Annotated in this window: 13 protein-coding genes; 4 read left to right on the top strand and 9 right to left on the bottom strand. The window is 68.8% G+C overall.

Features of this window, described 5'->3' with window-relative positions:
- The 6 genes from GM672_RS10610 to GM672_RS10585 all read right to left on the bottom strand — a co-directional run.
- Positions 1-1,155: family 43 glycosylhydrolase (locus GM672_RS10610; RefSeq protein ID WP_155470500.1), on the bottom strand; the 1,155-nt coding region annotated here is incomplete at its 3' end.
- Positions 1,156-1,218: 63 nt separating this feature from the next.
- Positions 1,219-2,751: a beta-N-acetylhexosaminidase gene (gene nagZ / locus GM672_RS10605; protein ID WP_155470499.1), complete on the bottom strand. Its 1,533-nt coding sequence runs from the start codon at positions 2,749-2,751 to the stop codon at positions 1,219-1,221.
- A 2-nt stretch (positions 2,752-2,753) separates the two neighbouring features.
- Positions 2,754-3,752 (bottom strand): phytanoyl-CoA dioxygenase family protein, encoded by a 999-nt coding sequence (locus GM672_RS10600; RefSeq protein ID WP_155470498.1) that lies wholly within the window; start codon positions 3,750-3,752, stop codon positions 2,754-2,756.
- Positions 3,749-4,393, bottom strand: coding sequence for a GNAT family N-acetyltransferase (locus GM672_RS28315; protein ID WP_170300011.1), 645 nt, complete (start codon positions 4,391-4,393; stop codon positions 3,749-3,751). The genes GM672_RS10600 and GM672_RS28315 overlap by 4 nt, the downstream gene beginning before the upstream one ends.
- The gene (locus tag GM672_RS10590; protein ID WP_155470496.1) at positions 4,386-5,828 is read right to left on the bottom strand and encodes a glycosyltransferase; all 1,443 of its coding nucleotides are present in this window, start codon (positions 5,826-5,828) and stop codon (positions 4,386-4,388) included. The genes GM672_RS28315 and GM672_RS10590 overlap by 8 nt, the downstream gene beginning before the upstream one ends.
- A gap of 11 nt (positions 5,829-5,839) precedes the next feature.
- Entirely contained in the window at positions 5,840-7,039 is a 1,200-nt protein-coding gene (locus GM672_RS10585) for an MFS transporter (RefSeq protein ID WP_155470495.1), read from the bottom strand.
- Between the two features lie 204 nt (positions 7,040-7,243).
- Here GM672_RS10585 and GM672_RS10580 point away from each other — a divergent pair, with 204 nt between their 5' ends.
- A complete protein-coding gene (locus GM672_RS10580; RefSeq protein ID WP_155470494.1) occupies positions 7,244-8,401 on the top strand; it encodes a mechanosensitive ion channel family protein in 1,158 nt (385 codons plus the stop codon).
- 15 nt (positions 8,402-8,416) lie between these two features.
- Here the strand turns inward: GM672_RS10580 and GM672_RS10575 are convergent, their stop codons facing one another.
- Positions 8,417-9,316: a LysR family transcriptional regulator gene (locus tag GM672_RS10575; RefSeq protein WP_155470493.1), complete on the bottom strand. Its 900-nt coding sequence runs from the start codon at positions 9,314-9,316 to the stop codon at positions 8,417-8,419.
- Between the two features lie 105 nt (positions 9,317-9,421).
- On the opposite strand from GM672_RS10575, the gene hmgA reads away from it, so the two are divergent.
- Together hmgA and GM672_RS10565 are read left to right on the top strand one after the other, a co-directional pair.
- Positions 9,422-10,723 (top strand): homogentisate 1,2-dioxygenase, encoded by a 1,302-nt coding sequence (gene hmgA, locus GM672_RS10570; protein WP_155470492.1) that lies wholly within the window; start codon positions 9,422-9,424, stop codon positions 10,721-10,723.
- A 76-nt stretch (positions 10,724-10,799) separates the two neighbouring features.
- On the top strand, positions 10,800-12,908 hold the full coding sequence (locus GM672_RS10565) for a TonB-dependent siderophore receptor (RefSeq protein ID WP_188915964.1): 2,109 nt from the start codon (positions 10,800-10,802) through the stop codon (positions 12,906-12,908).
- An 8-nt stretch (positions 12,909-12,916) separates the two neighbouring features.
- Here the strand turns inward: GM672_RS10565 and GM672_RS10560 are convergent, their stop codons facing one another.
- Entirely contained in the window at positions 12,917-13,501 is a 585-nt protein-coding gene (locus GM672_RS10560; protein WP_155470491.1) for a flavin reductase family protein, read from the bottom strand.
- Between the two features lie 226 nt (positions 13,502-13,727).
- Here GM672_RS10560 and GM672_RS10555 point away from each other — a divergent pair, with 226 nt between their 5' ends.
- Positions 13,728-14,516 (top strand): NF038132 family protein, encoded by a 789-nt coding sequence (locus GM672_RS10555; RefSeq protein WP_155470490.1) that lies wholly within the window; start codon positions 13,728-13,730, stop codon positions 14,514-14,516.
- Between the two features lie 60 nt (positions 14,517-14,576).
- Here the strand turns inward: GM672_RS10555 and GM672_RS10550 are convergent, their stop codons facing one another.
- A complete protein-coding gene (locus tag GM672_RS10550) occupies positions 14,577-14,864 on the bottom strand; it encodes a putative quinol monooxygenase (RefSeq protein WP_155470489.1) in 288 nt (95 codons plus the stop codon).
- Positions 14,865-14,897 lie beyond the last annotated feature (33 nt).

The raw sequence follows: 14,897 nt of genomic DNA, 5'->3' as shown, positions 1-14,897 counted from the left end.
GGGCGGCCCCAGCGGCGGGCGCAGCACGTCGGCGTCACCCCCGACGACCGCCGGCGCCGGCAGGGTCGCATCGGACGGCCCCCTCCCGGCCGCCACGACGGGCCAGCCGTCGACCCAGTCGATCCGGTCCAGCAGGGCCAGGCGGCGCGTCAGGTCGGGCGCGGCGAAATACGGCTCGTTGCGGTCGACCGCGTGGTAGATCGTCCACCACTGGCCGGCGCCGTCCTGGAATACGGTGTTGTGGCCCGGGCCGATCCAGCGGTTGCCGTTCTGGGGCAGCACCGGCGTGCCCCCCGCGCGCGGCGCGGCCATGTCGGCGCCGAGCCGGTCGAGGAAAGGGCCTTCGGGCTGTTTCGAGCGGCCGACGTACAGCGCATAGCCCGTCAGCGGCCCGGCACAGCAGTTGGTGGCGGAAGCGAACAGGTAATAATAGTCGCCATGGCGCACCACCTCGGCGCCTTCGTAGCGCCAGCCGGCGCCGATCTTCTTCGGCTGGCCCGTGACGGCCATGCCGTCGTCGGCCAGGCGCTGCACGAACATGCCGCCGCCGTAGCTGCCGAAGTACAGGTACTTGCGCCCGTCCTCCAGCACCAGCACGTCCGGATCGTAGGTCCAGTGGAACTGGCAGCCGGGACCGGCGCGCCGGGGTGCCACCACGGGCACGGCCGCCGCCTGCCACGGCCCCACGGGCGAGGCGCTGGTGGCCACGCCGATGGCGCTGTCCTTGTCGCAGCCCGGCTCCGGGCTGCGCGCATCGGCCACGTCGGTGATGGTGTAGTACAGGTAGTAGCGCCCGTTCATGCGCACCGGCTCGGGCGCCCACAGCCCGGCCGTCGGCGTGGCCGGGGCGGGCCGGTCGGCGAAAGCGTCCGTGACGAAGTCCCACTGCACCAGGTCGTGCGAGCGGAATACGGGCATCAGGCGGAAGCGCCAGCCCGTTCCGCTGCGTTCTTTCCGGCTGACGGGATCGGTGGTGCAGTACAGGTACCACGTGGGCCGCGCCGCGTCCGGGTCGCGCAACAGGGCCGGGTCGGCGCAGTTCTGCGCCAGCTCGCCCCCGGGCAGCTTCAGTTGCAGCGGATTGGTATAGGTGGGCGCCGCCCGCAGGCCCGTGCAGCAGGCCAGCGCGGCCAGGAGGAAAAGACGTGCCGGCACGGAAGTCTCCTGTTGTGTTGGAGGCCACACGTTACCACGAGCGCGCCGGCCGCGCGCGCCGCTTCAGTTGCCGAGCAGGCGCGCCACCACCGGCGCCAGCGCGGCAGGACGACAGCCGAAGGCGGCCAGCCGGCCCTGTGCCGCGGGCGCCAGTGCCAGGTCGTAAGGCAACCGCCCGGCCACCACCCACAGGCGGCCCGGGTCGAGCGCGTCGAGCAGGCGCTGCTGGCCTGGCACCAGCACGGCGTTATACGTCTGTACGACGACCTGGCCGGCCTCGCCGGCAAAGGCGATGGCGGCGTCGATGTCCGCTTCGTCCGGCTGGGCCGACAGGGCGAACTCGCGCACCGTCAGCCCGGCCGCCGCCAGGGCGTCCACCATCGAGCTGCGCGCCTCGCGGTTGCGCGCGCTGGCCACCTCGTCCACTTCGGTGCGGTCGCGTACCTCGAAGGTGATCAGGGTGACGGCGAGCGTGGGGTCCAGCGGCCGGAAGGCGCCGTCGGCACGCAAGGCGCGGCGCTGTACCTCCCCGGCCAGTGCCAGCGCCTCGGGCGACATCAGGCCCACCGGCTGGGCCGGCAACTCGCGCCAGGCCCGCACGGCGGCGACGCGCTTCAGCCTGCGCACGCGGGCCAGCGCTTCGGCGATGCGTTCGGGCGCCAGCCGTCCCTCTTCCAGCGCGGCCAGCACGGCATCGATTGCGCCATGCTGGCGGCTTTCCGTGTGGGACACCAGCACGATGTCAGCGCCGGCCAGCAAGGTACGCACCGCCCCTTCGGGCACGCCGACGCCGTCGGCGATGGCGCCCATCTCCAGGCAGTCGGAAATGACGACACCGTCGTGGCCCATGTCGTTGCGCAAGAGGCCCGTCAGCACGGCGCGCGACAGGGTCGCCGGTACCGACGCATCCGGTTCGAAGGCGGGAAAGGCCACGTGCGCCGTCATGATGGCGTCGACCCCCTGGGCGATGGCGGCCCGGAACGGCGCCAGCTCGACGGCCTGCAGGCGCGCCTGGTCGTGCGCCACCAGCGCCATCGCGTGGTGCGAATCGACGGCCGTGTCGCCGTGGCCGGGGAAGTGCTTGGCCGTCACGATGACGCCGGCGCGCTGCATGCCGCGCACGGCCGCGCCGCCGAAGCGGATCACCGTGTCGGCATCCTCGCCGAAGGCGCGCACGCCGATGACGGGATTGGCCGGATTATTGTTCACGTCCAGCACGGGACCCAGCAGCATGTTGATGCCGATGCGGCGCATTTCGTCGGCGTTGACGAACTGCAGCCGTTCGCAGTCGCCCTCGTCGCCGGCGGCCTGGAAGGCCATCGGCGCGGGAATGGGTGTAACGCCCTGTTCGATGCGCATCACCATGCCGCCCTCCTGGTCCAGCGCGATCAGCAGCGGTTCGTCGCTGACCTGGGCATTGAGTTCCTGCAGGCGCCGGCACAGCGCGGCCACCTGGGCCGGCGTGTGGACGTTGCGCCGGAACAGGATGACGCCGCCCACGCGGCGTTCGCGGATCAGCCGCGTGATCGCCGCATCCGGTTCCAGGCCATCGAAGCCCACCATGAACAACTGACCGATCTCGTTCTGCACTGCCATGTCTACTTCCTCTCTTCGTGAAATGCCGCGTCCTGGCCCCAGGACGTCAATCCCAGCAGGCGTTCGCCCAGCGGGGTCAATTGTGCCGTATCGTAGCGGCTTTGTTCGATATTGCGGCGGTCGCCGTGCAGGCTGTAGCCCTGCGGCGCCAGCCGCTCGCGCCAGCAGCGGATGCGCCAGTCGCGCGTGGCGGCGTCGTGTTCCTGCGCCGGCAGCATGGCGATGTACTGCGCCATCCGCACACCCGTGCGCGACACGTTCTGGCGGATGCCGTGGCACAGCCGGCTGTTAAAGATCAGCAGGTCGCCGGCGCGCAGGGGCACGGCCTCGATCGCGAACCCGCTGACGTCGGGCCGGTACCAGTCCCAGTCATCGCCCTGCCGCGCGCGCCAGGCCGGGTAATCCCGGAACAGCTCGGGAACGCAGGCGAAGCCGCCCACTTCCGGGTCCAGCTGGTCCGTCACGGCCAGCACGCCCTGCACGCTGTCGGCCGCGCCGTCGGGGTCGTGGTCGAAGTGCATGAAGCCGCGAAATTCGAAGCCCGGCGCCGGCGGCAGGTTCAGGTTGACCCGGTCGATCGACACCCACAGCGCGTCAAGACCCCACAGGTCGGCGAAAGCGCCATGGACCCGTTCCGATTGGCGCGCATCCCACAGGTACTGGTGGTTGTACAGTTCCACCATGCCGGCGTTGTAGCTCAGTTCCGTGCGCCGCAGGGCCATCTTTTCCGGCGGGTACCAGGTCGACGGGTCGCGCGGGTCCATCTCCTCGAATTCCCAGATCAGGCCTTCGATGCGCGCGACCGTATGGAGCGGCACTGCCTGGCGGATGACGACATAGCCGTTTTCCACCCAGTGGCGCCAGTCGTTCTCCGTCAACACGCGCAACCGCCGGTCGCCGCGCGGGGCCAGCCGCGCCGGCCCGTGCGTCACGGTGGAAGGATTGCGGTCCTTGATGCTGTGCTTGCCGATGGCGGCAATCTTGTCGGTAGCGAGATTCATTGTCTCTCCTCGGGAACAGCGTCCAGCGCTCGCCCCATGCAAAGCAGGCGGTCGAAAAACAGGGGCCAGGCGGCGTCGAAGGTGGCGCGCACGGCGAAACCGTGGCGCAGGTAGACGGGCAGCGCCGCGCTGCTTTGCCACACCGTCAGCGCGATGCCCGGGCACGCGGCAGCCCGGGCCGCATCCTCCAGTTCGGCCAGGAGCAGCTTGACCAGGCCCCGGCCCCGCCACACGGGTTCGATGGCCAGGCTGGCCACGAACAATTCCTCCGGCGCGACGCTGTTGCCGACGAATGCATCGTAGTCCGCGTCCATCGCCTGCACGTCCGCCCGGTAGTGATTGACGACCGCCGTCGCGCCGTATTCACGCAAAGGCGCGGCGTTGTAGAAGCCGGCAAAGCGGCCGTCCACGTACAGGGCGCGGATATGGCGCAGCCAGGGGTCGATGTTCTGGCGCCGCTGCAGCGCGCGCGGGTGCAGCCGCAGCGCGTTGCCGGCCGAGCAGTACTCCAGGTAGCTGGTCTCGAACAGCAGCGCCGCCATCCGGTCCAGGTCGCGCCCGGGCACGTCGGTGCCGGGAATAAAGGCCGTCGACACGGCCGCGTCCGCGTCCACGCCTGTGTCAAAATTCGCATCACGCATGGGCGGGCAACTCCCGCTGGCGGGGCGCCGGCCACGCCGCGCCCCCGGCCAACGCGCCCCGGATGCGGCACCAGAAGCCGCCCCGCGCGATGGCGTCGTCGTTCCTGGCCAGCAGGTAGGCGGCGAACAAGGTGTTGACGCGGTCCAGCTCTCCGTCGGTCGACAGGAAAGAGTAGTAATTGCAGCAGGCCGGGTTGGCGCGCAGCTGGGGCGCATACGCCGGCGGCGCCACTTCGCTGACCCAGTCCAGCTCCACCAGCCGTTCCAGCGCCAGCGGATGACCGAGACGCCAGCCCCGCTGCGCCAGCGCCGCCACGCAGCGCTCGCGCCAATGGCGTTCCTCGGGCGACAGCGGCAGCGGCGCGCCCGTGTCGCCGTCGAAGTCCAGGCGCATGCCGCGCACGCCGGCCACCACGGGTTCGGCCCGCCCGTCTGCCAGCACGCCATGGGCTTCCACCATTTCCTGATAGCTCAGCAAGGTGCTTCCCAGGTGGCGGCGCCACTGGTGATAGGTGGCCTCCTGCAGCAGCCGGGCGAACGCAGGCGACGGCGCAGTGGGCACAAGCGGCACCTCCGGCAGGGCCGCCAGCGCGCCTTCCATCGCGGCGGCCAGTTCGCGCACGGCCGCATCGCCCCGCCGCGCCACCAGCACGCCGTTCTCGTCGCGCACCAGGTTCAGCCACGACACGACGCTGGCCTGCACGCGCCCGCCCACCAGTGCGAAATGCACATAGTCCGGCACCTCGGGCCGCGCCAGGAACACGGTGGCGGCCCGGTATGGCATCGTATCCGCGTCCAGGTAGATGCCGCCGCATTCGCGCAGCAGCAGGATGCGCAGGTAGTCCGACAGGTTGACGAACCAGCGCCCCGCGTGCAGCCCTGCCAGGCGCCCGGCCAGCGCCGGCGCGTGGCGTTCGACCAGCGCGGCCAGCGAGCATACGTCGATGGTGTCGCCGCCGGCGCAATAGCCGCCCAGGTGGAAGGGCCGCGCCCCATCCGCGCCGGGGCGGAACCACGGGTCGGCGGCCAGTTGCGCGGCGTCCCACACCCACAGGATCGAGCGGTAGCCCCGCCCCGGCGGCGCGGCCAGCTCGTCCAGCGCAGCGCCCCACTGGCCGACGGCCTGGCGCACGCCGTCCGGCACCGGGCCACCCATCCAGATGCGGTGCAACAGCAGCTCGTCCGGCGCCAGCGCGCGGGTGGGAATGCCCAGCAGCGAAGAGACGCGGCGCGCGTCGAACCATTCGAAATGGTCGCGCACGTGGCGCCGCAGCGCCGCCAGCCGGTGGCGCCAGCCTTGCTGCTGCAGGCGCAGGCGCTCCACGTGGGCCGGGTCGGCGGGACCGTCCTGGCACAGCAGTTCCCACTGCCGGCAGGCCAGGAAATCGGCCTTCAGTTCGCCGATCAGCAGGTCGTATTCCAGTTCGAAGCTCATGGCCGCCCCCCTCACGCGGCCACGGGCACGGTGCCGCGCACGCGTGCATCGTAGCCCCGCGCCAGGTGGAACAGGCCCGCACAGACGGCCAGCGCCACGGGAATGCCGCACAGCGCGTAGGCCTGCAGCGCATAGCCGAAGCGTTCGCAGACGGCGTTGTACATTTCCAGCCCCAGCGCGATATACAGGCAGTACAGCAGGCTCATCGCCGCCGAGGTCAGGCTCATCGACTGGCCAGTTGCCGTCAGCGCGATGCGGATCAGTGCACCGTTGAACAGGCCAAAGCCGGCCGAGAACACGAACATGCCGGCGATGAACAGACCCGGCTGCCCATGCAGCAGGCCGGCCCCGCCCAGGCCCGCCAGCGCCAGCAGGCCGCCCTGGCGCAGCAGCCGGCCCAGCGGCAGCTCGCCACCGAGGCGCTGGATGGCGAAAGTGCTCAGGACGAAGCCGACGAAGATGGCGCACTGCCACGCAATGTAGGTGCCGTGGCTGGCGCCCCCATGCTGCAGCAGGATGGCCGGCGACAGGCCGATCCACGCCGTCAGCGGCGTGATGGCCAGGCCGGCGACGAGGATGCCCAGCATGAAGGTGCGGTTGGTGAAGATGGCGCGGTAGCCGGCCGCCAGCTGCGCCACGTTGGCGCGCGGTCGGGGCGTCGCTTCGGCCGGCATCGTGCGATGCAGCCCGAGCCATGCCGCGGCGCCCAGCACGAAGGCCGTGACGAAGACGGCGCGCCAGTCGAGGACCGCTACGACGGCGCTGCCGGCGACGGGCCCGATCAGCGGCGCGAACACGGTGGTGTTGCCCATCAGGGTGGTCAGCTTGACGGCGCGGGTGTCGTCGAACAGCTCGTGGATGGCCGCGTAGCCGATGAAGATGAAGCAGGAGCCCATGCCCTGGAAGAAGCGGATGGCCAGGAACTGGGTTGCCGACTGGGCCAGCGGCACCAGCGCCGTCGCCAGCAGGAAGAAGGCGGCGCCACCGAGCATGACCCGGCGCTTGCCGATGCGGTCCGCCAGGGGGCCCAGCACGATCTGCAAGGTGCAGCCGCCCAGGATGTACAGGCTGAGCGACAGGCCGATGTACCGGCTTGGCCCGCCGAACTCGGCCATCACCCGGGGCATGCCCGGCATGATCATGTCGTTGGTGAGATAGACCGTCAATTCATACAGCAGGAAAAATACCGCGAACCACCACAAACGCTTCATGGATCCCCCGTCAATGTGCTGATGCCAGGCCCGTACCGGTAGCAGCCCATAAGCCAACCGGTATTGGATTGGACTGTATACTAGTTCAACTGGATCATCATTGGTATTTCTTTTTTGTGACAATTTCATATTGCCTGACTGAACGGTGCGACTGAATTGCCGTCGTGCTTGCTACCCTGCTGCCGAGAAAAAGAAGGAGGCTGCATGAAATTCCTACATCAATTCACCTTTGTCCGTACCATCGAGCTGGAAAACTGGCTGACGGCCATTGCCGTCGCCGTCGGCGCATTCCTGCTGATGCACGCCGCCATCCGCTGGAGCCGCCGCCGCATCGCCAGGCTGGCCGACGCCGGCAAGGCCGACCGGCCGTACGCGGAAATCCTGGCCGCGACCCTGGGCCGCACCAGCATGCTGGCCGTGACCCTGACGGCGCTGCTGATCGGCCTGACGGTGCTGGACCTGCCGGCGCCGTGGGACCTGCGCGTGCGTCACCTGTGGTTCATCACCCTGGGTGCGCAACTGGCGCTGTATATCGACCACGCCCTGTCCGTCACCGCCAAGCGCTATTTCCGCACCCATGCCAAGGACCCGGAGGCGCCGGCCACGGTGGCCCATACGCTCCTGAGCTGGGCCATGAAGACGGTGCTGTGGACCGTGTTCCTGCTGGCCGTGCTGGCCAACCTGGGCATCAATATCTCCGCCTTCGTCGCCAGCCTGGGCATCGGCGGTATCGCCGTCGCGCTGGCCGTGCAGAACATCCTGGGCGACCTGTTCGCATCGCTGTCGATCGCCGTCGACAAGCCCTTCGAAGTGGGCGACGCCATCGTCGTCAACGGCGTCTCCGGCTCCGTGGAGAAGGTGGGGCTGAAGACTACCCGCATCCGCGCCGACAGCGGCGAGCAGGTCGTCATCGCCAATGCCGACCTGCTGAAGAACACGGTGCGCAACTACAAGCGCATGGCCAACCGCCGCGTGGCCTTCTCGCTGTCGTTCGACCCGGCCACGCCCGTGGCCACGGCGCGCGAGCTGCCCGCGCGGCTGAAGGAAATCGTCGAACGGCAGGAGTCCGTGCGCTTCGACCGCGCCCACCTGAAGGCGGTGACGCAGGACGCGCTGGAATTCGAAGTGGTGTATTTCGTGCTGGTGCCGGCCTATGGCGTGTTCATGAACACGCAGCAGCAGGTGCTGCTCGACACGCTGGAGCTGATGGAGGAGCTGGGCGTGGGCAATGTGCGGCCCGTGCAGCGCGTCTCCGTCGACGTGCCCCGTGGCTTGCGCGCCGTGGCAACGTCCGAACAAGCGGACGGCGAGGACGAGGCCTTGCGCCGCGCGCCACGGCTGGGCGGCACCCGCCCGGCATAGCCCAGGCCTGCGATCCTATTCTCCCAGTTCCGCCGCCACCAGTTCGCGCAGCCACGTGTTGCCCGGGTCCTGGTGGAAGCGGCGGTGCCAGAACATATTCGTCTGCAGGCTCGGCAGCGCCAACGGCGGCTCGATCCACGCCAGGCCGAACGGCGCGGCGGCCCGCTCGGCCAGCTTGTGCGGCACCGTCACGACCAGCTCGCCCGCGCCGACGATATACGGCACCGCCGTAAAGTGCGGCACGGTGGCACTGGCGGCGATGCCGGCCTTGGCCAGCAGCGCGTTGATGCGGTCGTACGGACTCTCCATCGATTCCACCACCAGGTGCGACGCCGCCACGAAACGGGGCAGGTCGATGTCGCCTTGCCTCAGCGGATGGCCGGCACGCAGCATCGTCACGAAACGCTGGCGGAACAACTGGCGCTGGTACAGCGCTTCGGACACGTCGTCGAACGCACCGATGGCCAGGTCGACCCTTCCCGTTTCCATCTCCTCCTTCAGGGCCACGCTGCCGGCCCGCACGGAGCGCAGGCGCACGCCCGGCGCCACGGTGCGGCACCGTTCCACCAGCACGGGCATGAAATAGACTTCGCCCACGTCCGTCATGGCCAGGGTGAAGCGGCGCATGCTGGTGGCCGGATCGAAGCCGCTGCGGCAGTTCAGCGCCAGCGCCACATTGGCCAGCGCCGCCGCGATGGGTTCGGCCACCTGTTCGGCGAAGGGGGTCGGCTGCATGCCCTGGGCCGTGCGGACGAACAGTTCGTCACCGAACACGCGCCGCAGTCGGGCAAGCGCATTGCTGACGGCCGATTGCGTCAAGCCCAGCCGGCGCGCGGCCGACGAGATCTGCCGCTCGCGGTAGACGTGCTGGAACACGGCCAGCAGGTTCAGGTCGATGTGGCCGGGCTCGAACATGAATGCCTTGGTTATTTACGAAATCAATAGTCTACATTTCTATATGGATGGCGTAAATGCACACCAAAAGGCTTACCATGCCTGAAAACCTTCCAGGAGACCCGCATGACCGCTTTCACGGCCGCTTACCAGTCCGGCTTCGGCAACGAATTCGCCACCGAGGCCCTGCCCGGCGCGCTGCCCGCTCACCGCAATTCGCCCCAGCGGGCGCCCTACGGCCTGTATGCCGAACAGATTTCCGGCACCGCCTTCACGGCCCCGCGCAGTCATAACCGCCGCTCCTGGCTGTACCGCATCCGCCCCGCCGCCCAGCATGGCACGTTCGAACGCATCGACAACGGCCGCATCGTCGGCAGCTTCACGAATGCGGCGCCGCCGAACCAGCTGCGCTGGGACCCACTGCCCCTGCCCGACGCCCCCACCGACTTCATCGACGGCTGGGTGACGATGGCCGGCAACGGCTCGCCCGAGGCCATGACGGGCTGCGCGATCCACCTGTACGCAGCCAACCGCTCGATGGAAAACCGGTATTTCTACAGTGCCGACGGCGAGTTGCTGATCGTGCCCCAGCAGGGCCGCCTGTGCCTGCGCACGGAACTGGGCCTGCTGGACATCGAGCCGCAGCAGATCGCCGTCATCCCGCGCGGCGTGCGCTTTACCGTGGACCTGCCCGACGGCGCGGCGCGCGGCTATATCTGCGAGAACTTCGGCGCGCTGCTGCAGCTGCCGGACCTGGGCCCGATCGGCTCGAACGGCCTGGCCAACCCGCGCGACTTCGAGGCGCCCGTGGCCGGCTACGAGGAACGCGAAGGCGACTTCGCGCTGGTGGCCAAATTCTGCGGCAACCTGTGGCAGGCGCCGATCAAGCACTCGCCGCTGGACGTGGTGGCCTGGCACGGCAACTACACGCCCTACCGCTACGACCTGCGCCACTTCAACACGATCGGCTCGATCAGCTACGACCACCCGGACCCGTCGATCTTCCTCGTGCTGCAGTCGCCGTCGGACACGCCGGGGGTCGACACGCTGGACTTCGTCATCTTCCCGCCCCGCTGGCTGGCCGGCGAAAACACCTTCCGGCCGCCCTGGTTCCACCGCAACGTGGCCAGCGAATTCATGGGCCTGATCCACGGCGCCTACGATGCCAAGGAAGGCGGCGGCTTCGTGCCGGGCGGCGCCAGCCTGCACAACTGCATGAGCGGACACGGCCCGGACGCGGCCACCTTCGACAAGGCCAGCGCCGCCGATACCAGCAAACCGGTCAAGGTGGCCGACACGATGGCCTTCATGTTCGAGACGCGCAACGTCATCGTGCCGACCGAGCACGCGCAACAGTGCCCGCAGCTGCAGCGCGACTACCAGGATTGCTGGGCCGGGATCAAAAAGAACTTCACCGGGGCGCGCTGACGGGCACTGTCCGTTACTTGATAACGATTCTCATTTACGGCATGATGCGGCCTGTTGATAATTCCAGGTCACCTTCATGCCGTTTCCCGTTTCGCTGCATCCCCTGTGTCTGGCCCTGGCCATCGCTTTTCCATTTTCCGTCCATGCCCAGGCCGACGGCGAGCCGCCGCAACGCGTCAAGGTCACGGCTGCCAGGGCCAGCGGCTTCACGCCCTACACGGTGGAAGCGGGCACCTTCCGGGGCGGCGACATCATGGACGTGCCGTCCACCGTCAACGTCATCACGCGCGAGGTGCTGGAACTGCAGGCGGCCGGCGGCCTGTATGACGCCGTGCGTAACACGGCGGGCGTGACGCGCCAGCAGAACGGCGGCGAAACGTGGGACCAGCTGGTCATCCGCGGCATCGCCGTCGAGAACCGCGCCAACTACCGGCTGAACGGCACGCTGCCCGTCATGAACTTCTCCCAGGTGCCGATGGAGAACAAGGAGCGGGTCGAAGTGCTGAAGGGTGCCACGGCCCTGTACTACGGCTTCACGTCGCCGGCCGGTGTCGTCAACTTCGTCACGAAGCGGGCAGGCGGCAAGCCCGTCACCAGCACGGCGCTGGTGGTGGACGACAACGGCAGCACCAACGTCTCGGTGGACGTGGCGCGCCGCTTCGGCCCGAACGGCAATGTCGGCGTGCGCGTCAACGGCGCCGGCGGCACCTTGGGTTCGCACATGGACCGTGTCGGCAACGGCAACCGGGCGTTTGCATCGGTCGCGCTGGACTGGCAGGTCAGCCCGCGCCTGCGCCTGAAGGCGGACGTCGAGTACGACCGGCGCCGCGTCACCGAGCAGGCCGGCGTCGCCCTGCCCAGCGCCGTCGATGGTGTCATCGCCCTGCCCCATCCCGTCGATGCGCGCCAGGCCATCGGTCCGGACTGGGCCCTGTTCAGGACCGAGACGAAGAACGTCCAGCTGCGGGCCGACTATGCCGTCAACGATGACTGGGTATTGACCCTGGAGGCGGGCCGTGCCGAGACGGCGCGGGAACGCAATCTGGCCATCTTCCGCTTCGCGAACAACGCCGCCATCGCCACGGGCGCGGGACGCATCGCCGGCAATATGCAGCATCTGGACGTCGACGCGGACATGCTGCGCGCCGAGTTGTTCGGCACCGTGGCGACGGGGTCCGTACGGCACGAGCTGACCTTCGGCGCCAGCCGCAACGACAAGGGCCAGGCCCCGATTTATCAGGCCAACTACACCATCGCCGCGCAGAACCTCTATCAGCCCATCTTCGTGACGGGAATGGCCGGCGTGACCCTGGGCGCGGTACCGGCGGCGCCGACGACGGCCGCGCTGGAGAGCCGCGACACGGGCCTGTATGCCGTCGACAGGATGACCTTGTCGCCGCGGTGGCAGTTCATCGCCGGCGCACGGGCCGTCAAGTTCGCCAGCGACCAGGGAAGCAACCGCTACGACGTCAGCAAGACGACGCCGATGGCGGCCCTGGTCTACCGGCCGGCGGCGAGCCTGTCGCTGTATGCGTCGGCCGCGCAGGGGCTGGAGGAAGGCGAGACGGCGCCCGCCGGTACCGGCAACCAGGGCGAGCGCCTGGCGCCGGGCGTCAGTCGCCAGAAGGAACTGGGCCTGCGCTGGCGCGCGCCGAACGGCAGCCTGCTGCAACTGGCCTGGTTCGATATCGACCGGCCCGGCTACTATACGAACGCCGCGAACCGCTTCACGGCCGATGGCGAGCAGCGCTACCGGGGCGTCGAACTGTCCGCCCAGGGCCAATTGACGCGCACGATGGCGTGGCAGGCCTCGGCCCAGGCGATCGATCCGGCCTTCCACGATATCGGCGCCGCCTACGACGGCAAGCTGCCGGAGAACGCGGCCAGGCAGACGGCCAGCGCCTACCTCGCCTGGGACGTGCCCGGCCTGGCGGGACTGGTCGTCAACGGTGGCGCCTACTACACGGGGCGCCGGCCCGTGAATGATCTGAACCAGGCCTTCATCGGCGGCACCACGCTGTTCTCGGTGGGTGCGCGCTACGTGACGCAGCTGGCCGGACGGCGCACCACCTGGCAGATGAATGTCGACAACGCGTTGGAGAAGCGCTACTGGGCCGGCACCGGCACGCGCCTGGCGGCCGGGCTGCCCCGCACCGTCAAGCTGACGGCGAAGGTGGACTGGTAGAGGCCCGCTCAGCCTTCCGGTTCGGCCTTCATGGCCGCGCCGATGGCGTAGAAATGACCGCCCGCCACATGGTGCAGGCTGCGCCACTCGGGCGGCGCTTCCTCGAAGCGCCAGTGGCCGTTGGCGAAGATGCGCGTGTCGGCCCAGGCAGCCGTGACCTCGCCGATGAACAGGTCGTACGCCTGCTGGTTGTGGGGCTCCGGCACCAGCCGGCAGGCCAGCCATGCCGAGCAGCCTGCCACGAACGGCCCGGCGTGGCCTTCGAGCTCGAACAGCTGGACACCGGCGCGGCGCAATTTGTCCGGGTCCTCGGCCAGGCTGGTGCTGCCGACGGCCTGCGTCAGCCGCAACTGCGCCACGGTCGGCACCTGCAGCACGAAGCTGCCGCTGGCCTCGACGAGGGCGCGCGTGCGGGTGCTCTTGTCCAGCACCACTGTCACTTTCGGCGGGTCGAAATCGAGGGCGCAGGCCCAGGCGGCTGCCATCACGTTGCTGGTGCCGTCATGGCTGGCCGACACCAGCACGGTGGGGCCGTGGTTCAGCAGCCGGTAGGCCTTGGCCAGTTCGACGGGGGCGATGAATTCTGGTGTCATGCGGTGTTCCTGCGTGGCGGTGGATGCCTTGCACTATAGCAGCGTGGAGATCGTTCAGCAGCGAAGCATCGGCGCTACACGTGACATTCCGATAGACTTTTATCAACAATATCAAGCTACAATTCACCCATCCTTTGATGAAGAGCAAAGGCCCTGCATTTTTCTCTTCAAGTACAGCGTGTGCACCACGCAGGCAACACCTACTATTTTATTAATCGGAGAAGAAATGAAAGCAGTGCGTCTCATTGGAGTGGCAGCGTGCATGGCTGGCCTGTTCGGCGCGGGCAGCGCTGCCGCGACGGGCTTCGAAAACGGTATCCCGGGCGGCTGGCAGTGCCAGGGTAGCTGCGGCACGGCCGGCGCGGACGGCGTCGTGACCCTGGCACCGAATGGCGGCAGCCAGTACGGCTGGGTCTCGACGGACAACGGCCAGGACGGCGTGGCCCTGCCCGGCGTGGGCAGCACCGGCACGTCGATCAACGGCAGCGTGCTGCGCTCGAACCTGTTCACGGCCGCGGCCGGCCAAGCGCTGGACTTCAAGTTCAACTACGTGACCACCGACGGCGCCGGCTTCACGGACTACGCTTGGGCGCGCCTGCTGGACGCCAGCGGCGACCAGGTCGCGCTGCTGTTCACCGCCCGCACCTCGTCGGGCGGCAGCGCCATTCCCGGCTTCGAGATGCCCGAGGCGGCCGCCACGCTGACCCCGGCCGAGGTCGACATCGTCGCCGGCGGCCCCGTGTGGTCCCCGCTCGGCCCCAACTCGGGCGAATGCTACGACGCCGGCTGCGGCTACACGGGCTGGGTGCAATCGGCCTACGCGATCGCCAACGCGGGCCAGTACTACCTGGAATTCGGCGTGACGAACTGGGACGACAGCGATTACCAGTCCGGACTGGCCTTCGACGGCGTCACCCTGGACGGTGTGCCGCTGCCCGTGCCGGAACCGGGCACCTACGCGATGATGCTCGCCGGCCTGGGCATGCTGGCGGCCGCGCGGCGCCGCAAGGGCTGATCCGGTCGGCGGATGTGACAAGGGCGCCAGCGGCGCCCTTTTTTCTTGCCGGCGTCCGTGTCAGGCCAGCTTGGCCAGCTTGTCGACGCGGATATCGGCCTTGCCGCCCACGGCCGCGACCAGTGCCTTGAAATGCGCCGTGGTTTCATGTTCGGCGTGTGCATCGAGGCCCGTCCACTCTTCCAGCATGACGAAGCGGGCCGCGTCGGCGTGATCGACATGCAGCTCGTAGCGCAGGCAGCCCGCTTCCGCGCGGCTTGGCGGCACCACCTGTTCCAGCGCGGCGCGCACGATGTTCTCCTGGCCCGCATGGGCGACGATGGTGGCGACGACGATCAGATTGCTCATGGATGTTCCCGTTGATGAAAGCGACCATTGTAT

Source organism: Pseudoduganella buxea (assembly GCF_009720835.1).
Taxonomy (GTDB): Bacteria; Pseudomonadota; Gammaproteobacteria; order Burkholderiales; family Burkholderiaceae_D; genus Rugamonas; species Rugamonas buxea.
This window is presented reverse-complemented; position numbering and strand designations above follow the sequence as displayed.

Bases quoted from the DNA above. Each gene is read 5' to 3' on its own strand.
- nagZ (WP_155470499.1), bottom strand. From the start codon at position 2,751: ATGGCAGTGCAGAACGAGATCGGTCAGTTGTTCATGGTGGGCTTCGAT.
- GM672_RS10600 (WP_155470498.1), bottom strand. From the start codon at position 3,752: ATGAATCTCGCTACCGACAAGATTGCCGCCATCGGCAAGCACAGCATC.
- GM672_RS28315 (WP_170300011.1), bottom strand. From the start codon at position 4,393: ATGCGTGATGCGAATTTTGACACAGGCGTGGACGCGGACGCGGCCGTG.
- GM672_RS10590 (WP_155470496.1), bottom strand. From the start codon at position 5,828: ATGAGCTTCGAACTGGAATACGACCTGCTGATCGGCGAACTGAAGGCC.
- GM672_RS10585 (WP_155470495.1), bottom strand. From the start codon at position 7,039: ATGAAGCGTTTGTGGTGGTTCGCGGTATTTTTCCTGCTGTATGAATTG.
- GM672_RS10580 (WP_155470494.1), top strand. From the start codon at position 7,244: ATGAAATTCCTACATCAATTCACCTTTGTCCGTACCATCGAGCTGGAA.
- GM672_RS10575 (WP_155470493.1), bottom strand. From the start codon at position 9,316: ATGTTCGAGCCCGGCCACATCGACCTGAACCTGCTGGCCGTGTTCCAG.
- hmgA (WP_155470492.1), top strand. From the start codon at position 9,422: ATGACCGCTTTCACGGCCGCTTACCAGTCCGGCTTCGGCAACGAATTC.
- GM672_RS10565 (WP_188915964.1), top strand. From the start codon at position 10,800: ATGCCGTTTCCCGTTTCGCTGCATCCCCTGTGTCTGGCCCTGGCCATC.
- GM672_RS10560 (WP_155470491.1), bottom strand. From the start codon at position 13,501: ATGACACCAGAATTCATCGCCCCCGTCGAACTGGCCAAGGCCTACCGG.
- GM672_RS10555 (WP_155470490.1), top strand. From the start codon at position 13,728: ATGAAAGCAGTGCGTCTCATTGGAGTGGCAGCGTGCATGGCTGGCCTG.
- GM672_RS10550 (WP_155470489.1), bottom strand. From the start codon at position 14,864: ATGAGCAATCTGATCGTCGTCGCCACCATCGTCGCCCATGCGGGCCAG.